This is a genomic window from Blautia faecis, from assembly GCF_027662325.1.
GTDB lineage: Bacteria > Bacillota > Clostridia > Lachnospirales > Lachnospiraceae > Blautia_A > Blautia_A faecis.
The window spans coordinates 16,439-37,844 of sequence record NZ_JAQDKY010000029.1; the positions used below are offsets into that span (position 1 = coordinate 16,439).

At 44.2% G+C, this 21,406-nt stretch carries 12 protein-coding genes; 9 read left to right on the forward strand and 3 right to left on the reverse strand.

All coding sequences use genetic code 11. The annotated features are described in order from the left end of the window. Positions 1 to 251: 251 nt before the first annotated feature. The 7 genes from recG (at position 252) to PGQ38_RS13210 (ending at position 13,154) form a co-directional block, all read left to right on the forward strand. Positions 252 to 2,330, forward strand: coding sequence for an ATP-dependent DNA helicase RecG (gene recG, locus PGQ38_RS13180; RefSeq protein WP_195391631.1), 2,079 nt, complete (start codon positions 252 to 254; stop codon positions 2,328 to 2,330). A gap of 275 nt (positions 2,331 to 2,605) precedes the next feature. Beyond that, positions 2,606 to 3,118 carry a DUF6465 family protein gene (locus PGQ38_RS13185; protein ID WP_118578057.1) on the forward strand — a complete coding sequence of 171 codons (513 nt, stop codon included), beginning with the start codon at positions 2,606 to 2,608 and terminating at the stop codon, positions 3,116 to 3,118. A 481-nt stretch (positions 3,119 to 3,599) separates the two neighbouring features. Beyond that, positions 3,600 to 5,048 (forward strand): tRNA (N6-isopentenyl adenosine(37)-C2)-methylthiotransferase MiaB, encoded by a 1,449-nt coding sequence (miaB, locus tag PGQ38_RS13190; RefSeq protein WP_187564810.1) that lies wholly within the window; start codon positions 3,600 to 3,602, stop codon positions 5,046 to 5,048. 340 nt (positions 5,049 to 5,388) lie between these two features. Next, a complete protein-coding gene (locus PGQ38_RS13195) occupies positions 5,389 to 6,477 on the forward strand; it encodes a GGDEF domain-containing protein (protein WP_204453040.1) in 1,089 nt (362 codons plus the stop codon). A gap of 57 nt (positions 6,478 to 6,534) precedes the next feature. After that, on the forward strand, positions 6,535 to 8,076 hold the full coding sequence (locus PGQ38_RS13200; protein WP_204453041.1) for a GGDEF domain-containing protein: 1,542 nt from the start codon (positions 6,535 to 6,537) through the stop codon (positions 8,074 to 8,076). After that, positions 8,073 to 11,687 (forward strand): ATP-binding protein, encoded by a 3,615-nt coding sequence (locus PGQ38_RS13205; RefSeq protein ID WP_270432070.1) that lies wholly within the window; start codon positions 8,073 to 8,075, stop codon positions 11,685 to 11,687. Before PGQ38_RS13200 ends, PGQ38_RS13205 begins: the two co-directional genes overlap by 4 nt. A 75-nt stretch (positions 11,688 to 11,762) precedes the next feature. After that, complete coding sequence (locus PGQ38_RS13210) at positions 11,763 to 13,154, forward strand: MATE family efflux transporter (protein WP_416386756.1); 1,392 nt, start codon at positions 11,763 to 11,765, stop codon at positions 13,152 to 13,154. Positions 13,155 to 13,360: 206 nt separating this feature from the next. On the opposite strand, the gene PGQ38_RS13215 is transcribed toward PGQ38_RS13210, so the two are convergent. From PGQ38_RS13215 to PGQ38_RS13225, 3 genes are read right to left on the reverse strand one after another with little or no spacing between them, the layout of a single operon-like run. Continuing rightward, the gene (locus PGQ38_RS13215) at positions 13,361 to 14,326 is read right to left on the reverse strand and encodes a M56 family metallopeptidase (RefSeq protein ID WP_270432073.1); all 966 of its coding nucleotides are present in this window, start codon (positions 14,324 to 14,326) and stop codon (positions 13,361 to 13,363) included. Positions 14,327 to 14,332: 6 nt separating this feature from the next. After that, positions 14,333 to 14,611, reverse strand: coding sequence for a hypothetical protein (locus PGQ38_RS13220; protein WP_270432076.1), 279 nt, complete (start codon positions 14,609 to 14,611; stop codon positions 14,333 to 14,335). 13 nt (positions 14,612 to 14,624) lie between these two features. Continuing rightward, a complete protein-coding gene (locus tag PGQ38_RS13225; RefSeq protein WP_204453047.1) occupies positions 14,625 to 15,029 on the reverse strand; it encodes a hypothetical protein in 405 nt (134 codons plus the stop codon). 280 nt (positions 15,030 to 15,309) lie between these two features. On the opposite strand from PGQ38_RS13225, the gene PGQ38_RS13230 reads away from it, so the two are divergent. Next, positions 15,310 to 16,356: a 5'-3' exonuclease gene (locus PGQ38_RS13230; protein WP_270432078.1), complete on the forward strand. Its 1,047-nt coding sequence runs from the start codon at positions 15,310 to 15,312 to the stop codon at positions 16,354 to 16,356. A gap of 205 nt (positions 16,357 to 16,561) precedes the next feature. Continuing rightward, positions 16,562 to 21,358, forward strand: coding sequence for a fibronectin type III domain-containing protein (locus PGQ38_RS13235; protein ID WP_270432081.1), 4,797 nt, complete (start codon positions 16,562 to 16,564; stop codon positions 21,356 to 21,358). The last annotated feature ends 48 nt before the right edge of the window (positions 21,359 to 21,406 follow it).

A 21,406-nucleotide genomic window follows, 5' to 3' on the forward strand; every position in this document is an offset into this window, starting at 1 on the left:
AATGAATAGCTGCAGGGCTGCGAGTGATAAAGAGATGGAAGACAGGGTGGAAGATTTCCTCCCTGTCTTCTTTAACAATAAACATAGGCTCATTGGTAATATTAAGTTTTTTGCGCACCGTGAAGCTGTTATTGAGTTCGAAGTGGTTAGCATGTGCAAAGTGAAATAAGTATGGAAAATCGGCAGTCTTTGTTGTAAAATAATGAGAACACTTTTCGGGCAAATGAAGAAAGACCCGGAAACAGAGATGAATGATCAGAAAGAGAGGAAAAACAGTGGCAAAGCTTCTTCGGGAACTAAAAGGAGTAGGAGAAAAGACGGAAAAACTATTTCAGAAGATCGGTATCACCACAACAGATGATCTGCTCCATTATTATCCAAGAAATTACGACTCATATGAGGCACCGGAGGAAATTGGTTCTTTGAAGGAGAACTCCGTGGTGTCTGTTCGTGGAACTGTCACTGCCGGAGTCTATGTAAACAGGATCCGTAATCTTCAGGTGATCTCCATCACTGTGGCAGATACCACCGGAAAACTTCCTGTGGTATGGTTTAATGCCCCCTACTTAAAAAACACTCTGAAAAAAGGCAGCTGCTTTATTTTCCGCGGCAAAATCTCCAGAAAAAAAGGTCACCTGGAGATGGAGCATCCGGAGATTTTCACACCGGCGGCTTATGAAGAAATCCTTCACAGCATGCAGCCCATATACGGACTTACTGCAGGGCTTACAAACAAACTGATAATCAAGCTGATGCATCAGATCCTGGATGAACAGAGCCTGCAGACAGAATTTCTCCCAGATGAGATTAAGGAATTTTATCACCTGGCAGATGATAATTATGCCATTTCCACTGTCCATTTTCCAGGCAATATGCAGGAACTTCTGGTGGCGCGAAAACGCCTTGTGTTTGACGAATTCCTTTTGTTTATTCTGGCAGTACAGATCCTGAAGGGAAAAACAGAAGAAGCTCCCAATGCTTTTCCCATGAAGCCGGTATGGACCACAGAACAGGTTATGGAAGGTCTTCCTTATGATCTGACAAAGGCACAGCTAAACGCCTGGCATGAGATCGAAAGAGACCTTTGCGGACATACCCTTATGTCCCGGCTGGTTCAGGGTGACGTTGGAAGCGGAAAAACGATTCTGGCTTTTCTGGCAATGATCCTTACTGTGGAAAATGGCTATCAGGCAGCATTGATGGTGCCCACAGAGGTACTTGCAAATCAGCATTTTGAAGCATTTACAAAGCTGATAGAGGAACAGGAGATTTCATCCTGCCATCCGGTTCTTCTTACTGGCTCAACCACCCAGAAAGAGAAAAGAAGAATCTATGGAGAAATCGCATCCGGGGAGGCAAATGTGATCATTGGAACTCACGCCCTGATCCAGGAAAAAGTGGTGTACGAGAATCTTGGCCTTGTGATCACCGATGAGCAGCATCGCTTTGGCGTGAAGCAAAGAGAGGCACTGACTACCAGGGGAAATGCGCCGCATGTGCTGGTTATGAGTGCCACTCCCATCCCCAGAACTCTTGCGATCATTGTATACGGGGATCTGGATATTTCCATTATAGATGAGCTTCCTGCCATGCGTCTCCCGATTAAGAACTGTGTAGTTGGCACGTCTTATCGCCCGAAAGCCTACTCCTTTATAGAAAGGCAGGTGCGGGAAGGGCGCCAGGCGTATGTGATTTGCCCTATGGTAGAAGAAAGCGAGGGGGCAGACGGGGAAAACGTGACGGACTATACAGCACGGCTGAGAGAGATTTTCCCATCAGACATCACCATTGGAATGCTCCATGGAAAAATGAAGCCCAAGGAAAAGAATGGGATCATGGAACAGTTTGCAAGGGGAGAAATCCAGGTGCTGGTGTCTACTACAGTAGTGGAAGTAGGGGTAAATGTGCCAAACGCTACGGTAATGATGGTAGAAAATGCGGAGCGGTTCGGACTTGCGCAGCTTCATCAGCTGAGAGGGCGTGTTGGACGTGGGGCATATCAGTCTTACTGTATTTTTATGCAGGGAAATGAAGAGGAAGAGACCTCCAGGAGACTGGAGATTTTGAATAAATCGAATGATGGATTTTTTATAGCAGGGGAGGATCTGAAGCTTCGGGGACCGGGAGATCTGTTTGGAATCCGTCAGAGCGGACAGCTGGAGTTCCGGATCGGAGATATTTATCAGGATTCAGATGTACTGAAAGCTGCCAGTGACGCCGCAGGAGGAATTCTGGAGCTTGACAGGGAGCTGGATCTGCCCCAGCACGAAAAACTGAAGGAAAGATTGAATGCTTATATGAAATATGACCTTGAGAATCTTGGCCTGTAAGGTTATACAGGGAAATAGATGACGAAAAAAACAAGAAAATCCATCCATTTTTTGGCAATAACTGTGCAAGAAAACAAAAATTATCAGGATTTTAAGATTTGTACCCGAAGATTTCCTGAAATTAACAGGTTTTGTTTGTGTACTTTTACCTATGAATTCAGAGAAATGGTTTGTCAAGGGGGATTTTATCAGAACTTGCAAAAAAAATTGATTCGTAGTATTCTATCATAGAAGCGAAAACGAAGATTATATTCACCGTCAAGGAGGCTATTATAATGGCTACGAAGAGAACTACAAAAAAGGCAGAAACAATGGCAGCCAAGAAGGCTGCTAAGACTGTGGCTGAGGTTAAAGCTACAGCTGCAGCAGAGGTAAAGGCTGAGCCAAGTAAGGCAGAGGCTGTTAAGACAGCTGTTGTTGAGACTGTGAAAGCAGCTACAGAGACTGTTAAGGCTGCTACTGAAAGCGTTAAAGAGACTGCGAAAGAGGCTGTTAAGGAGACTGCAAAGGCTCCGGCTAAGACAGCTGGGAAGGCAGAGGCTAAGAAGCCTGCTGTTAGAAGAACTGCTAAGAAGGCTGCTGTTGCAGCTGAGGAGATTTTTATTCAGTATGCAGGCAAGGAATTCACTACTAAGGATGTAGTAGCAAATGTGAAAAAGGCCTGGACAGAGATGACCGGAAAGAAAGAAGAAGATATCCAGGATATTAAAGTTTACGTTAAGACTGAAGAGAATAAGGCATATTATGTAGTAAACGGTGAAGCAGAGGGACATTACGTAGAGCTGTAATTTCCCCTATATGAATGGCTTCAGGGAGTGTGTGTGCGTTCCCTGAAGCCTTTTTTTGTTTCGAGGGACGTGAGAGGAAGTGGGTGTCGTCTGGGGGCGGTGCCGAAATGGGGCGTCTGGCTCCGCCGCCTAGTGATCTATAAAATTGCAAACTCGCCCTTGCAGGGCTCAGACAGTGCAATTTTATAGATCGCTATGCTCGCCAGACGCCCCATTTCGGCAATGCCCCCAGACGGCACCCACTTCCTCTCACTGGTTACTGGGAAGGGACGGCGGCTGCAGGCAGCGCCTGGGGGAGGATAATTGTATAGGTGGGAAGGTGTAGGATGGATCGGGAAATGAAAAGGTTGTGTGCAGGATAGTGCTTAGTGTGGGGAAATAAATTGCTGGACAAAAGGGGGTAAATAGGATAAAATATTTAGATATAGACAGGAGTAGCCCCTTGATTTGACAAGGGGTCTTTTTATGAAAGGAATAAAGTATGTTTAATGAAATTGATTTCAGTAAGATAGATACGAGTATTACACCGCCTCAGGATGATACAGAGCGTCAGTATTATTATATGGCGAAGCTGGCTGAGATGGTGGCTTTGAGGGAGCGGGAGCTGGGACGGCGGATTACTTATTGTCTGCAGACGTTTGGGTGTCAGATGAATGAGAAGCAATCTGAGGTTGTCGCAGGGATTATGGATGAGATTGGTTTTAAGAGACAGGAAACAGAGGATGCGGATGTTGTGATTTATAATACCTGTACGGTTCGTGAGAATGCCAATCTTAAGGTGTATGGTCGCCTTGGTAAGTTGCATAGTCTGAAGAAGTCTAATCCGGATATGAAGATTGCTTTGTTTGGGTGTATGATGCAGGAGAAGCAGGTTGTGGATAAGATCCAGAAGGATTATCCATTTGTCAATCTGGTGTTTGGAACCCATAATATTTTTAAGTTTGCAGAGCTGTTTTATGAGATGGAGAATCGTGACAGCCAGCTGATCGATATCTGGGAGGGTACGGATAAGATCGTGGAGGAGCTGCCTACAGAGCGTAATTATTCTTTTAAGTCCGGTGTGAATATTATGTTTGGATGTAATAATTTCTGCAGTTATTGCATTGTGCCTTATGTAAGAGGGCGTGAAAGAAGCCGTGAGCCGGAGGCGATTGTGAAAGAGATAGAGGCTCTGGTGGCGGATGGCGTTACAGAGGTTATGCTTCTGGGACAGAATGTAAACTCTTATGGAAAGACTTTGAAGGATCCGGTGACTTTTGCACAGCTTCTTGAGAAGGTGGAGCAGATCGAGGGGCTGAAGAGAATCCGGTTTATGACTTCTCATCCGAAGGATCTATCTGATGAGCTGATCGAATATATGAGTAAGAGCAGGAAGGTGTGCCATCATCTGCATCTGCCTATGCAGTCTGGCAGCAGCCGTATCCTGAAGATCATGAACCGGCATTATGATAAGGAGAAGTATCTGGGACTGGTGGAGAAAATCCGTACAGCGGTGCCGGATATTTCCCTGACTACAGATATTATTGTAGGTTTCCCGGGTGAAACTGAGGAGGATTTTCAGGAAACTCTGGATGTAGTGGAGAAATCTGATTTTGATACTGCATTTACCTTTATCTATTCCAAGAGAAGCGGCACTCCTGCGGCGAAGATGGAGGATCAGGTTCCAGAGGATGTGGTGAAGGATCGTTTTGACCGCCTTCTGAAGCTGGTTCAGGAGAAAGGAAGAGAAGTCTCTTCCAGATTCCAGGGCGAGGTTCAGGAAGTTCTTGTTGAGACGGAGAGCAAGGAAAAGGGTATTTTCACAGGAAGAACCCAGTATAATCTGCTGGTTCATTTTCCAGGAACCCCGGATCTTCTTGGCAAGTATGTGAATGTGCGTCTGGATACCTGTAAAGGCTTCTATTACATGGGAGCAAGAGTGGAGGATTAAAGCACCTGCCGAATCGTTACAAAAGATTTATATATCAGATTTTTTGATGCTGTAATCCTGACTGTGAATGAAAAGCAATATTTGGCAAAAAGGCTACTGTCACTCCGTGACCAGTAACACGCTTTGCGATGCGCAGAAATCATGCATTCGCATGATTTCGTGCTGAGATTCCCGGGTTTCCTGTGAACTTTGTTCGTAAAAAATACCTCGCAGAACGTTACCATTGAACCGTAAAGTAAAAAGCGCAAATAATATAAATAATTACAAAAAAGGTTGCATTTTTGTGATAAATAGTGCAATATTATTATATTGAACACTCGTGGGAAAGGCGGCACCTGTAATGGTTAAAGGGCTGTGCAGGAAATTTAATGCATTGTTGAGGAAAGAAGCAATTCATGAGAATGAGCCTCAGCGTATATTGTTCCTTCTCAGAATTATATTGTTGATTCTGGGACTTTATTTTCTGATCATTCCGTTCGTATTCTGCATTGTGGGACCGAAGACAGAGGTCTGGACAGGATATATTTTCGCAGCAATGGCGGTTGCTGCTTTTTATGCAACATACCGGCTGAAGGTACACACCAGTGTGCTTGTCTGCAGCGGTCTGCAGCTGGCATGGATAATTGTGTTTGTTGTTCTCTATGGATGGGACTGCGGTATTCAGCATCTGATGTTTGAGATGCTGGTACTGGTATATTTTGCTGTCTACAATTCTCTTGTGTATAAGGTCAGCTATACAGTAGTTCTGTTTGCAGTACGATTCAGCCTGTTTTTGTACTGCAGGGTAAATATTTCTGTTTTTGCCCTGACAGAAACGGCTACAGTTGTATTACAGATCATAAATACCATTGTGACGTTTGTGCTTATGGCTGTAGCGTGCAGTATGTTCAGCTCCAATGTGGAATCTGCGGAGAAGAAGCTGGTGCTGTATAATGAGCAGTTGAAGAAACAGGCAGGGACCGATCCGCTGACAGGTTTGTGGAACCGCCGTCAGATGATACAGTACATTACGGAGAAGCGCAGGAAAGAGCCTGTTATGGCGTTTACCATTGGTATGGGTGATATTGATTTCTTTAAGAGAATTAATGACCACTGGGGACATGACTGCGGAGATGCGGTACTGGTATGGATCACACAGCACATGAGCCGGGAATTGGGTGAGCATGCCAAATTGTGCCGCTGGGGAGGCGAAGAATTCATCTTCTTTTTCCCGGATATGAACGGAGACGAAGTATGCCTTATGCTCAACACTCTTCGCATGAAGCTGGGCAACGATCTGTTTGACTGGAGGGGAGAATGGATTCCGGTTACTATGACGTTTGGCGTGGAGGAGAATGATTTCAAGTCCAATATAGACACCTTGCTGAAAAATGTGGATGCGAAACTTTATATGGGCAAAGAACAGGGAAGAGACCGGGTGATCTATTAAACTCACCGGGTCTTTTGTCGAATTAACAACAGTAATAAGCAGGAGAATAAAACTTGTATGTATACAGTTGAAGAAATAAAAAATAAAGTAAAAACAGGAACCTGGACAAAAGAGGATGTGGCACGCTGTGTGGAGGAGCTGAAGCAGATATCGGATTTTACTGTTTATACAGAAGAAATCTATTATATAAGTTATGGGATTTTTGCCTATAATTTTCGGGAATATGCTTATCCTCTGATCGAAATCTGCCGGGAGGCCGGAGTTCACATGGAGCGTTCCAAGGAGAAATCCAGACTTTATCTTGCCCTGGTAAGACTTTATTTCTGCCTTGGTTTTCCCCCGAAGATTGTGGAATATGGCCTGAAATATGCCAATTCCGGATTTACCTTAAGATCCCCTCTGAAATCCGTTTATAACACTATCGTAGCCGCTTTTTCAGACTGTGGGCTGTTTTTTGAGGCGGATTTTTATCTGGAGAAAATGATGGATATTTCCAGACTGGATCCCTGTGACAGCAGTGTGGATTTCTGGAATTCGGATACTTTAAATGAGCTGGTCTATTATGACAGCAAGGTTTACGTGAAGCTGGGCATGGGAGATGTTGCAGGCGCGGAGCAGGCGGCAGTGGATATGCAGGCGATTCTTACAGAACGGGAGATTCCTGAAGATGGCAGAGCTTTTTTCCTGCTTCAGAAGGAATTTACGGACTTGTACCTTCGTCTTTACCAGCAAAAAGACAAGGCGGCCATTGCGGAAGAATTCAACAGTTATATGAAGAAAATGGAAGCCGGGGAGGGTGCCAGGGATACCTTAAGCTTCTGCGTCTGCTATTTCGGAGAGTTCCTTCAGGTAATGGCGGAGGAAGAACGCTGGGACGATATTATACGTATTGGCAGCTACATTAAGAATGCCAGGAATTTCAGCGGAAGCTTCTGTCCGGTTTATAAGCTTATGCGCACTGCTGCATACAGAAGTGACCGGGAAGAGCTTCGGAGACAGATACCGGAATTCGAGAGAATGTATCTGGAGTCTCTGGAGCAGGAGAAGGAGAATTACAATCAGATGGTACGTCTCCTTACCCGTGAGGAGCTTCGGATTGAACGCCTGAAGGTGTCCATGGATAAGGATGCCCTTACCGGCTGTCTGAACCGTGCGGCTTTTGACCGCAACAGCAGGCGTTTTATGAAGAATCATAAGAAGGGCAGCCTTGTATTTATTGACCTGGATTATCTGAAGCTGATCAATGACTGCTATGGCCATGAAAACGGAGACCGTTATCTGGTGTGTTTTGCAGAGAATATGAAGTGTGCTATGGACAGGCAGGATCTTCTGTACCGGTATGCAGGAGATGAGTTCCTTATTTTGTCTGCACTGGAGCCGGAGCAGATCCAGGGACGGTTAAACGAAATTCTGGAAAAGAGCCCGATCCATTTTGATATTAACGGAGAAAGCCGCAACATCAGCTTTTCCTATGGCATTGTGGCATTTGAGGAAAAAAAGGGAAAAATCGCAGATCTGGTGAAGGAAGCGGATCAAAGAATGTATCAGTGCAAGAGCCGGAATCATGAGCGTATTTCCAAAAGAGGTGCGGCGGAATGATCACGCGGGAAAATATTATTCATTTTTACACCAAATACAAAGAAAATCTGAAGACGGAAGATCAGATTCAGGAGAATCTGCTGAAGGCAGAAGACCAGGAGGCGTGGATCGAAAATCTGAAGAACAAATCCAGAATGATGCGTAGGCTTTACATTGAGAATGAGGCACTTCTGAATCTGTATATCCGCCCCTTCCTTGACGGGGAGGCGAGCCTGAACGAGGAACTGGCGAGAGAATTTCTGCATCAGATCCGCATGGCCGATGATGAGGGCTATGAGGATAACCTTGCCATGCTGGAAATCCTAGAGCTTCTGGATGGATATTTTCAGAAAAGTGATGATTTGGACTCTTATATCTGGACGCTGAACCTTCTGGGAAATTTTTATAACCGTCCCTTCAGTGATGAAGATGGAAAGAAAGGAGCCATGTATTTTGACAGACTGCGGGCACTTTCTTCCAGATATTTTGAAATCGAGGATTTTGACGTAAGGAAGCGAATCCTTTTTTCTTATTATAATTTTCCGATAGTGTTGATGAACTTTAATCTGGACACGGCCAAGGAGCTTTTGCAGTACATTGATGAGGCACTGGAGTTTTATAATGATGAGAAAGTCCGGGAATTAGACGGAGAGAGGTTTGATTTTGATGAACTGATCGAAGAACTAAATTATGATCTTCTTGGAAATTCAGTCCTGAGATTTACCGTGAGGGAGATTGATCCGGAGCTTCTTTCCAGAGCATCCCGGGTTCTGGAAGAATATTATCAGCGTGAGCTTAAGAAGAATCCGGAGCCCTACGAAATGCTAGATGAAATATACTGTAATTATAAGTCCTGTCTGTTCTATCAGGGGAAGATAACCTGCACAGAGCTTCTGGAGGATTACCGGAAATTCTGTGAATACAGTATGGAGCATGACGATCTGGACAGCCAGGAGGGAGTGCCTTTTTCTGACAGCCGCTATTTTCAGGTTGCGATCAACCATCTGCCGACGATTTTGGAATTGTTGGAGAAATATGCGGATGAATATCACGGAGCACCAGATCTCCGTGATTTTTGTGTATCCAATTATGTGCATGCTATTCGCAGGCTGTCCAGGACAGAAAACGATACCTTTGTAAATGATGTAGTATGGCGTTCTCTCAGGGATGTGTTGAAATATATTACCGGAGATGAAATAAACACCCTGGTTCTTATGCAGATCATGGTAAGCCGGGATGAGGGCACTGCCATGCACAGTGCAATGGTGGAGCAGATTGCCAGGCGAATTCTGAATGTAGTGATGAAAAAGCGGCCGGAGCTTCTGATTGGAACCTTTGGTTATGAGAACGTGGTGGAAGTGCTGGAAAATCAGGAGACCATTCTGGACTATGTTTCCCAGTCTGCACAGCTTCTGGATATTGGAATGATCAGACTTGCATCTATTGTGAACAAGCAGTCACGGCAGCTGACACAAAGGGAAAAGAATGGTATTCTCAGCCATCCCTGTGAAGGGGCTAAATTCGTCGAGGAGATTCCGGCTCTTCGCAAATATCGGGATGCTGTTCTGGGACATCACAAATCCTGGGATGGAAAAATAGGATATCCGGCAGATTTTGACAATACCAGGTCAAATGAGCGTATTCTTATTGAAATACTGCATATCAGCGATTGTCTGGATGCAGCCACTGACTTTGTGGGACGAAGCTATAAGAATGCCAAGAAGCTGGAACAGGTAGCGGAGGAGTTTTCCTGGGGAAAGGGTTCTGTTTATTGTCCAGAGCTGGTGGAGCTTCTGGAAGAGGACAAAGAACTGCAGGCAGATCTCAGATATCTGCTGGGAGCGGGACGCATCCGTACCTGTTATTCGGTATATGGCAAGGCAGTAGATCAAACTGAAATAGAAGAAAGCAGGTTGTTCACAGATATTGAAAACTGGGAAGCCAGCAGCCGGAAGCAAAGTGATGAAGAGGGAGATACGATTCTCGATTTCCTTCACAAAAGCGGAAACGAGAGCCGTCAGCTTCTTGGAGCACTGGCAAGGAATTCTCTGATCATTTTGTATGTGGATATGATGTCTGGCGAATACAAGGTATACTACCGCGGAAACCAGAGACTTCTGGATAAAAAGATTCCGGACGGTTATTACGGAGACTTCCTGAAAGAATATCTGGCGCCAAACTGTGAACCGGGTGATTGGGAAAAAGTACGGCTGAAAATCAGACTGTCAGAGCTTTCTCGTATATTTTTGGAGCAGGAGGGCAGCTATGAGTGTGAAGCCCGGATCCGGGCAAAAGATGCTTACCGCTGGGTGCGGTTCCAGTTTATCTGCCTGGACGAGGAAAATGTCATGCCTGGCATGATGACTGTGATCGCAACAGATGTCCAGGAAAGCCACAGCAGAAATGAACAGCTGATGAACAGTCTGAAGGAGGCATATCAGTCTGCAGAAGAGGCAAACAAGGCAAAAAGCATTTTTCTCAGCAGTATGTCCCATGACATCCGTACTCCTATGAATGGAATCCTTGGTATGACCCAGATCGCCATGAACCATCTGAACGATCCGGCACGTATTCTGGATTGTCTTCAGAAGATCGACGATTCTTCCAGACACCTTCTGGAGCTGATCAATGAGGTTCTGGATATGTCGAAAATTGAGAGTTCGGATACGACGCTTCATGAGGAACCACTGTACCTGAGCAAAACCATGAAAATTGTGGATGGAGTATGCCGTCAGGCAGCTGTTGACAAACACCAGATTTTTGATATGGATATAGAAGAAATCCGGGACGATCATGTGTTGGCAGATCCGGTAAGACTCAGGCGGGTTTTGATCAATCTGATTTCCAATGGAGTGAAGTACACGCCTGAGCATGGATGTGTGCAGGTAAAGGTTACCCAGGGCAATAGCTTTGCAGAGGGAAAAGCAAGCTATTCTTTTGTGGTGAAGGACAACGGAATCGGAATGTCGGAAGAATTTCAGAAGAAGCTGTTTGAGCCTTTTTCACGCGAAGATAACAGTATGACAAATGCTACCCAGGGAACAGGACTGGGACTTTCTATTGCCAAGTCTATCATTGTGCAGATGGGTGGAAGTATTGAGGTAAAGAGCATTCAGGGGGAAGGTACGACTTTTTTTGTGCGGCTGGATCTGAAGCTTGTGGAAGAAAAGAAGGAGGCTGACCAGACCTTACTGGCAGCAGAGGCTGGAGAAAAGAAGGAAAAGGATCCGGGCTTTTTGAAGGGACGCAGGATCATGCTGGTGGAGGACAATGAGCTGAACCGGGAGATTGCGTACGAGCTTTTGTCCGAATCTGGTCTGATCGTGGATGTGGCAGAGAATGGACAGGATGCGATCAAGCTTCTTGGAACCCGGCCGGAGAATTATTATGAACTGATCTTCATGGATATTCAGATGCCGGTGATGAATGGTTATGAGGCCACGGCAAATATCCGTGCAGGAAAGAGCGATTACTGGAAAACTATTCCGGTGATCGCCATGACCGCAAATGTGTTCCAGGAGGATGAGAGCCGGGCTGCAGAGTGTGGAATGAGTGATTATGTAACTAAGCCTATTGACATGAATGTGATTTATTCTGTCCTTGAAAAATGGCTTCGGGGACAGAAAGGATGATGTGAGCCAGTACCTGTCAGAGCTTTTTATATACTCTGGCAGCAGACCGGAAGGGGCTTCCGGTGGTGCTGGCATATGGATGAGGGAGCGATAGAGTTGAGTAAGAATAAGTACGAAATTGATATGTGTAACGGAACCATTATGGACAAGCTGGTTTCTTTTGCCATTCCGCTGATGGTTTCCGGAATTCTGCAGCTGATGTTCAATGCTGTGGATATTATTGTGGTGGGACGGTTTTCCGGCAGCCAGGCCCTGGCAGCAGTTGGTTCTACTACCGCTTTGATCAATGTGTTTACCAATCTTTTTATTGGTGTTTCACTGGGAGCTAATGTATTGGCTGCCAGGTTCTATGCGGCAGGTAAGGCGAAGGAGATGTCGGAAACGGTACATACGTCTGTTACACTGGCTTTGGTCAGTGGTGTGGCGATGGCTGCTGTAGGACTTGTTTTTTCAAGATGGGCACTGGAGGTTATGGGAACGCCTGCTGATGTGATTGACCAGTCCACTTTGTATATGAGGATTTATTTCCTGGGAATGCCGTTTTTTATGCTTTATAACTATGGTGCAGCTATTCTGCGTGCGGTAGGGGATACCAGGCGTCCGCTGATGTTCCTGGTCGTGGCAGGTGTGACCAACGCGGTGCTGAATATGATCCTTGTGATCGTGTTTCATCTGGGTGTTGCAGGTGTTGCCATTGCGACCATTATTTCCCAGCTGATTTCCTGTATTCTGGTTCTTAGATGTCTGTATATGACGGACAGCAGTTATCAGCTTCGGTTTTCCAGATTGTGCATGAAGAAATTTTATCTGGTACAGATTTTCCAGGTGGGAATACCGGCAGGAGTGCAGAGTACGGTTATTAACATTTCCAATGCGCTTTTGCAGTCTTCTGTAAATTCCTTTGGTTCCACTGCTATGGCTGGTTATACGGCGGCGAATAATATTCTGGGATTTTTGTATGCATCTGTAAATGCGGTCACTCAGGCCTGTATGAGCTTTACCAGCCAGAATTATGGCGTTGGGAAATATAAACGTATGGACAGAGTGCTGCTGGACTGCGGAATCCTGTCCTTTGTGATCGCCCTTGTGCTGGGATGCGGCTCTTACATGTGTGGCGGTGAGATCCTGAAGGTTTACACAGAGGACCCGGAGGTTATCCGATGCGGTGTGGAAATTCTTTCCATCACCACAGTGCCTTATTTCTTATGCGGAATCATGGATCTTTTTCCTGGCGCTCTCCGGGGAATGGGACATTCCGGTGTGCCTATGATCCTTTCTATTATCGGTACGGTTGGTACCAGAATTGTGTGGATCTTCTGGATATTCCCACAGCACAGAAGCCTGTACACCTTGTTTATTTCCTATCCGGCATCCTGGTTCATTACCATTGTGCTGCAGGTGGTCTGCTTTGTGTTTGTGAGACGGACGGTTCATGGACAGCTGAAGGGTACCGGGAAAGCAGCGTGATGGAAAGAAAGAAGAGAAATGTTATAATATGTTTCTGAAACGGGTAAGAGCCAGGGAAAGCGAAACGCTTCCCTGGCTCGTTTTTAGCTTCCGTTCCCTCTGAGCTTCACGAAAGATAATAATGGAAAATGACATAATTGGGTAAGTGTGAATGATTCAATAATTCGGCTGGGCTAACTTCCTCCCATTAAAGTTAGTGCAGGCGATTATTTGTGTGGACATTTGGCGTAAGTTGTTGTGCTTACGTAGTCCATGATGACAAGATGATTACATTTTTGACAAATTTTTGCAGTATAGCGTTTTACTTCACAACCACCATTACTTTTTGAATTATGAACATCAGCATATCCAGATTTAAAATCGTGAGTACAAATAATTGCACGTGGCTCTAAATCGGAGTCATTGACTAAGATATTCACATGTTCATCTGTTTCAAAGTAGATATTAGAATTTGCAAAGGGGTTGTTTGAAGCACTGTCAACAAATGATACTGTTTCATTAAGTTGCACAGAATCTGCAGCTTCCGTCGTTTGCATCGGCGCATACCCAAACACCGTAGTCCCGCTCAAAAATACAGATGCCAATATTGCCGCAGCAGTACCAATTTTACTGGCTTTTCTATTCTTCCTCATAATAAATTCCACTCTCCTTTTCATTGTATGTTTGGCCCCCAATAAGTTGTTTTTCCAGACTACAGGAACCTGTCTGTTCCTTGCGGAAAGATTCACGAGAGCGACTGCGTAGGCTTTTCTCTCCTCCGTGGTGAAACCTTCGGTGGCGGCTTGATCTGCAATGTTTTCGGAAAAGCTGGTGTAAAGCAGAAGCGTAAGCAATGTTAACGGATTATAAAAATGAAGGCAAATGGCTAACAGGCAGAGCAGCTTTACAGCTGAGTCATGGCAGCACAGGTGTGAATATTCGTGCCGCAAAATCATTTCTGACAATCTGGAATCCGCAAGGCTCTCCGGCGCGACAATGAAAGGCTTCAGGAAACCTATAGTATAGGGAGAACCAATAAGGGGAGAAATACGGTATTCTACATCCCCGATTCCAGGTAAGAAACAAGTTCTTTTCTCAGTAATCTTTTTCAGCTTTCGCGTGAGCCGGTGATACTTTATGATTTCGTAAACACTGAAGCCTGAGATTAAAAATAGCCAGCATAATCCAATCATAAGAATTCAGTCGGACATCCATAATGAAATTCCGTGATAAGAAATTGCTTCTTTGTCGTCAAAATTGATGTAATAAGAGATGTTTGCAAGAGCGTCTGTTCTTATCAAAACATCTGTTGGCATCAGATATTTAACCACCTGAAACGGTATCAAATACCCCGCCAGACTCAGAAACACCAGGTTCCGGCCAAGCCGGTATGAAAATTTTTTCCTTTGGAGAAGCAATAGCAGGAGACAGATGATCAGTGGCACTGTTCCTGCTATGCTCATACAGATTAAAAGCATGCAAGTCCCTCACTTAAAATTTGTCAATAAAATCCAGCAAGTCCTTCTGATCTTCTTCGCTGAGATCGGAATCTTCGGCAAAGGCACAGAACAGACAGGTAAGTGAATTTTTAAAGCTCTGGAAATCAGAATCTCCAGAATCCCTGCAGCTGGTCTGGCGATTTTTTATCAGCTCCTTCATCGCATTCCGGAACAACAGGTTCTTCTTATCAAGCTTTCGTCTAAGCTGCAAACAGTGTACGAAGAGACCTAAGGTTACCAGAGGAAGGATAAAGGATAACAGAATTGCTTTCGCCAGGTAAAAGGCAGCAGCCGGCTGATCCAAATTCGGAATTCCGTTCATCATGCAGATCAGCAGCGAGCATCCGGTGACGATCACAAAGAGAACGCCGGATAAGGTTAAAATTATTTTTTTCATTGAGTACCTCCTCATTCTACGTAGAGCGGGAATTCAGAAATAATTTTGTTTTCTGCTCCCTTCACTATATATACGAAAACCAGAGAAAGAAATAACACGAAATCTGAAAAAATTTTTGGAAATTTTTCAGATAAGATAAATTTATGGTATACTTACAGAGAGATTGAGAAAAATTACAGGTCTGATATCATATCAGATATTGAAAAGACACTTCCTGACAGTGTGTAAAAATCAACGCTTCGTTAGGAAACTGTCAAATAATCATAGAAGGAGAACAATTATGCCCAAATTTCTGATCATCGACGGCTCCTCCATGCTGTCCACATCCTATTACGGAAATCTTCCCAAATCTATCCTTTTCGCAAAGACAGACGAGGAAAAAGAGAGACACTATCCGGAAATCCTGCACACCTCCGATGGAAAATACACAAATGCCATGTTCACCATGCTTCGCACCCTTCTGGCTGTCTATAAGAAGGTAAAGCCGGAATACGTGGCATTTACCTTTGACATGACAAGAGATACTTTCCGCCGCACCCAGCTTGGCGCCGATTTTTACAAAGCCAATCGCAAGGAGACTGCCCAGCCATTAAAAGAACAGTTTATCCAGATGGAAGAGCTTCTGGAAGCAATCGGCTGTCCGGTATTTATGAGTCAGGACTATGAGGCTGACGATTATGCGGCATCTCTTGTGGAGAAATTCCAGGGCCCGGATCTGCAGACTTACGTGCTTACCAAGGATCACGATTATTTTCAGCTGGTAAGCGAATATACCCGCATGTGGCGTGTTGTTACGAAGGATAAGCTGGAGAACTTGAAGGATGCATATGGCCTGTTTGGAAAAGAGGCTTACGAGGAACTCCCTTCTAATGTATTTGAATATACACCGGAAATTGTCTGTTCTGAGGAAGGGGTATATCCGGAACAGATTCCTGTGCTTCTGGCGATCACCGGAGATCCAGGCGATGGAATTCCAGGCTGTAAGGGCGTTTCCTCAGCAGCAGCGCCGCTTGTAGCAGAATATAAAACCCTGGACGCGATCTATGAAGCAATTGAGGACTGCGAAGACGTGGCAAAGAAAGAAAAGGAACTGAATACTTTCTGGAAAGAAAACCTTGGAATAGGCAGAAGCCCTCTGAAAGCACTGAAAACAAATAAAGAGATGGTATACTTAAGCGAACAGCTGGCAACCATGAAACGTGACATTGAGATAAAAGAAAGCCTGGAAGATATGCGGCTTCATATTAATGCAGAAGAACTGATCAGACAGTTAAAACGCTACGAAATGAACAGTATTTTGACGGAATATGAAAAAACACTAAAATAGTCAAAAAATAAAGAAAACACTTAATTGTCAGAAAAAAGAGAAAATATCAGAAAAATACAAACTGGGGGGGGTAATGCGCGTTTATTTACACAAAAAATACATAAATTTTTCACAAAATACTTGCCTAAAACGGAGTAATACGCTATAATTTCCCCATACTACTTATTGATCAATTTCAATAAATTTAATTCATGGAGGGAAATGTATGAAGAAAGATTTGAAAACACTCAATAAGTCTGTTGCAATTGCAATTGCAGCGGCAATGACCGCAACTTCCGCACCGACACCACTTCTGGCGTCAGATTTTACAGATGGAGGAGATTTCGTATCTGAGTCTCCGGCAGCGGAAGCGGACACCACAGAGGAAGCTGCTGTAGAGGCAGATGGCTTCGGAGATGAAGCCGCAGTGGCAGCTGTTACAGAGGATGGCTTCGGTGACAGCGAGGCAGTTGCAGACGCAGAAGAGAGCGGAAGTACCGATGAGGTTGCCGCTTTTGATGCAGAGGCACCTGGCAAGATCGGACATGTTGCATTTGATGAGGAGGATAAGAATGTTCTTACTTGGTATGCGGATCAGAAGGCAGATGAATACCAGATCCGTGTAACAGACGGAGAGTACACTTACCGCTACAATTATGATGCAAGCGAGCCAGAGACCGGTTATCCGTCCACAGTCAACTTAAGCTATAGTCTTACAAGTCTTACCATGCGGCCGTTCAAGGTTGACGCAGAAGGAAACCTTGTATACAAACCAGATGGTAAAGACGGATATATTGCAGGCCTTGAGAATGGCAAGACATACAAAGTTTCCGTTCGCGCCGTAAACCGTAACAGTGCAGATGGAACTGTTGCATATGGTGAATGGTCTGATGCTGTAGATTATACCTACGCAAAGAAGGTCGCTGAGCCGAAGAGTGTGACAATTTATGCAGCTGAAAGAAAGAATCAGATCCAGATATCCGGCGAGAACCAGAACCTCGAGGTTTCCATTAAGGATGAAGCTGGAAATGAATATTATTCTTATGCATACGGAGCAAAGGAACCCTCCTATGTAACTACTTCAGGTAACTGGATCAATTTCTATGAGAATTACGGTTATCTGCTTAAAAAGAACGACACCACAGGTCTTTATGAAGTCGCTTCTGATGCAGACGGAAAATATATCGGTGCTTTCCAGAAAGGCAAGAAATATACCGTTAAAGTCCGTGCATATACAGGCTCCGGCGACGAGAAGAAGGTAGGCGACTGGTCCAATGAGCTGGTTGTAGAAGCAGACGACAGCGGCAGTCTTGTACCAGAGAAGACCGGTAATTTCAAATACAACGATGAATATGAATATGTAAGCTGGAACCGTATCCAGAATACATATGTATCCCAGTACGAAGTTGAAGTAGATGGAAAAGTTGCCTTTACAACAGATTCCAATTATTACGATCCAAACTTCTATTTAGGAAGAACCTACGGAGAGTTCAAATTTGAAAGAGGTAAAACCTATACCATCCGTGTCCGCGGAATTAATTACAGATATGAGAATGGTGCAAACAAGAAGCAGGAAGGTGAATGGTCTGACGCTTATACAGTAACTTATAAAGCTGTAGATACAAGCCTGAAGAAAGTCTCCGGTGTAACAGCTTCTTCTTATGTTCTCAGCTGGAATCCGGATAAGAATGCAGACAGCTATGAGATTAAGATCACAGACGAAGCTGGACGTGAGTACTTTGAGTCACTGGCATCCGATCGGAAGAGTGGCAGGTATACCAGAGTAAGCGGCACCAGATATTCCTTTGATGAGTCTGATTATAGAACTTATACAAGCGTAGACGGAGTTCTGGAACCTGTTATTTACCCGGCTACCGGTCAGCCTGTTTATGCATTTGAAGACGGAAAGAACTATAATCTTTCTGTTCGTGCCGTTAAGATCGGAGAGGATGGCAAGGAAGTATACGGAGACTGGTCCAATGCATTTGCATACAAAGTAACTGCTTCAGATGTAGGTACCAGTGAGAAGCCTGCAGCTGTTTCCGGTGTAACCGTAAACACAGAGGACAGTGAGCCAACCCTGCGCTGGAATGCACTTGACAATGTAAACAGCTATGAAATCCTTGTAAAAGATTCTGCCGGCCGTGAATACGTGAGCTCAGCTTCTCTGAAGGATGACGGAACTGTTGATAAGACCTATTACAGTGCCGGACGCGATAATTTCCCAAGCGTTTCCCTGTCACGGCTTAAATATCTGTATACATATACAACAGATTCTAAGGTTTCATTTGATCGTGTGAGAGATGAGAATGGCGATCCGATCAAGGCAATGGCTCCTGGAGAATCCTATACCTTCCAGGTACGTGCAGTACGCACTTATACTGTTGATACAGACGGAAAGAAAGTCACAAAGACCGTAGAAGGCGACTGGTCAGCACCGTCCGCAGCATTTACAGTAGATGCTCTTCAGCCGATCACAGATCTTCAGTATGTAAAAGCTGACGATGAGTACTATTATTTCACATACAGTGCAAAGGTTGATTTAGACAGCGTATGGTATCAGATCGCAACAGGCACAGAATTTACTACTGCAACTATGGTAAGTGACTGGAGCAGCTTCTATTATGATGGCTCAGCTGGTTCTGCGAAACTGAAGATCAGCAAAAACAACAGTAATCTGGAAGCAGGAAAAACCTATTATGTTCGTGCAGTGAGCAGTGCAGACAGACCGGAAGAGGAAGAGGTTGCAAAACTGAAACCTGTAGCAGTCTCCTTCACTACAGATGCAGAAAAGGCACCTAAGAATGTAACTGGCTTAGAAATGTATAAAGAATCTGCAAACAGCTTCGAATTCCGTTTTGATGCTGTTCTGGAAGATGGCGACTCTTATGAACTCCAGTACACAGATAAGGCACAGCCTTCCGAAGAGGACTGGGTAACAGCTTCTTCTAGTGGTTACTATGATGAAGATGAAGATGAGTACTATGAGGATGATGATGCACTTACATTGAGAAAATCCTTATTAAAAGAAGGAGCAACCTATGTAAGAGTTGTCGCTTATGTAAAAGACAAGAGCGGAAACAAGAAATACGGTACTCCTTCCAATGTAGTAGCTGTCAATGTATCCAAAGCCACTTCAGCGATCAGCAACCTGAAGCTGGTTGAGAAAACACCGGATGGTTATGTATTCTCCTATGACGGAACTGTAAGAAAAGAAGAAGATGTAGAATTCTGGTATTCCGAATCACCTGAATTTGTAAATGATTACAAGGTTACAGATTGTATTTCTGGTGAGAATAATAAGGCAACACTTTACTTTGAATCACTTACACCAGGCAAGACCTATTATGTGCGTGCCCGTGTAAAAAATGATAAGGCAGCTACACTTGCACAGAAATACAGTGCATACACAAATACAGCATCATTTAAAGCTGGTATGCCGAGTATATCTGTAACAAATGTTATCACAGCTAAGACCGTTACCTTAAAGATGAGCGCTGAAAGCGGATCAGAAAGCTGGCTTACCGGCTATCAGATCCAGAGAAAGAATGGCAAGAAATATAAAACAATTGCCAAAACTACAGACAGCGTTTATAAGAACACCAAACTGAAAGCAGATACCACCTATACTTACAGAGTAAGACCATATTATTATGATTCCGAAACAGGCAAGACCACTTATGGAGCATGGGCTTATAATAAGGTTACTACCTGGGGCGGTGCGCTGAAACTGAAAGCAACACCTAAGAGCACAACTTCTGTAAAACTGTCCTGGACCAAGATCAAAGGTGCTAAGGGATATGAGATTTACAGATGTGAAGGATCTTCTATTGGAGATACTGTAGCAGCTGGCATGACCAACAATTTTGCTAAGTATAAACTGATCAAGACTACAAGTGCAAAGGCTTCCAGTTATACAGACAAGAAGCTTCAGAGCGGTATGGATTATTACTATCTTGTAAGAGCTTACAAGACTGTAGGAAACAGCAAGTATTACATTGATGAAGGTGTATATGCAAATCTTAGCTTCGAGATGACTACCGTTAACAGAATTTCTTATGCAAACGGTAAGATGAAGTTAAGCTGGCAGCCGGTATATGCAGGAAAGGGTTATCTGGTTGAGAAGAGAAATGAAGAGACTGGTGCATGGGAAACCTATAAGACACTGAAAGCTTCCACATCTTCCATTACATTCCCGGCAGCAGATACGGAAACAACCTATCGTGTACGTGCATACAGAGGACAGGAATACAGCAATGAAATCAGAGCAACAGTTAATCCTGTTTTAGCAACTCCTGGCAATGTAAAAGCTGTTGCAAACAAAGCAGATGGAAGTATTACTGTAACATGGAATCCGGTAGCAGGTGCTGATTACTATCGTGTATACAGAACCACCTCTTCTTGGAACAGATATAACAAAGACAGCAATTCTTACAGCTATAGTTACGGTTCCAGTACAACTGTTCCGAATTATGTTGCTGATTCTACAACAGTCAGCGGATATAAATTCGTTAGTGAACTGAAGGAAACGACTATTACAGATCGCGAGATCAAGTACACCTATAATGGTGCAACAAGCACAGAGTACAAAGGACCGAAAGCAGGAGTAAAATATTACTATTATGTAGTTGCTTACAAGAATGGCAAGTCCTATGAGTACAAAGATTCTGCTGACGCAACATACACAAGTGGTGCAAGCAAATCTGCAAGTGCTATGGTTTCCACAGCACAGATCGCGAAACCAACCAGTCCAAAAGCGAAAGCAACAAAGGGCAAGATCACTGTCAGCTGGAAGAAAGTAACAGGAGCTACCGGATATCAGGTATACCGTTCCACTAAGAAAGGTTTCGGATATAAACTGGTAGGAACTATTACAAAAGGCTCCAAAGTGAAATATGTTGACAAGAGCTCCAAGAAAGCTGGAACCAAGTATTATTACAAAGTACGCGCCGTTGGAAACAACGAAGCAGGTGTTCCAATCTATTCTTCTTACAGCACACCAAAATATGCGAAAGCAAAATAAATAAAGTGTAATAAAATCCCCCTCCTGTTAGACAGGAGGGGGATTTTC

Bases quoted from the DNA above. Each gene is read 5' to 3' on its own strand.
- PGQ38_RS13205 (WP_270432070.1), top strand. From the start codon at position 8,073: ATGATCACGCGGGAAAATATTATTCATTTTTACACCAAATACAAAGAA.
- PGQ38_RS13215 (WP_270432073.1), bottom strand. From the start codon at position 14,326: ATGATTGGATTATGCTGGCTATTTTTAATCTCAGGCTTCAGTGTTTAC.
- PGQ38_RS13220 (WP_270432076.1), bottom strand. From the start codon at position 14,611: ATGCTTTTAATCTGTATGAGCATAGCAGGAACAGTGCCACTGATCATC.
- PGQ38_RS13195 (WP_204453040.1), top strand. From the start codon at position 5,389: ATGGTTAAAGGGCTGTGCAGGAAATTTAATGCATTGTTGAGGAAAGAA.
- PGQ38_RS13200 (WP_204453041.1), top strand. From the start codon at position 6,535: ATGTATACAGTTGAAGAAATAAAAAATAAAGTAAAAACAGGAACCTGG.
- PGQ38_RS13210 (WP_416386756.1), top strand. From the start codon at position 11,763: ATGGATGAGGGAGCGATAGAGTTGAGTAAGAATAAGTACGAAATTGAT.
- miaB (WP_187564810.1), top strand. From the start codon at position 3,600: ATGTTTAATGAAATTGATTTCAGTAAGATAGATACGAGTATTACACCG.
- recG (WP_195391631.1), top strand. From the start codon at position 252: ATGATCAGAAAGAGAGGAAAAACAGTGGCAAAGCTTCTTCGGGAACTA.
- PGQ38_RS13230 (WP_270432078.1), top strand. From the start codon at position 15,310: ATGCCCAAATTTCTGATCATCGACGGCTCCTCCATGCTGTCCACATCC.
- PGQ38_RS13185 (WP_118578057.1), top strand. From the start codon at position 2,606: ATGGCTACGAAGAGAACTACAAAAAAGGCAGAAACAATGGCAGCCAAG.
- PGQ38_RS13235 (WP_270432081.1), top strand. From the start codon at position 16,562: ATGAAGAAAGATTTGAAAACACTCAATAAGTCTGTTGCAATTGCAATT.
- PGQ38_RS13225 (WP_204453047.1), bottom strand. From the start codon at position 15,029: ATGAAAAAAATAATTTTAACCTTATCCGGCGTTCTCTTTGTGATCGTC.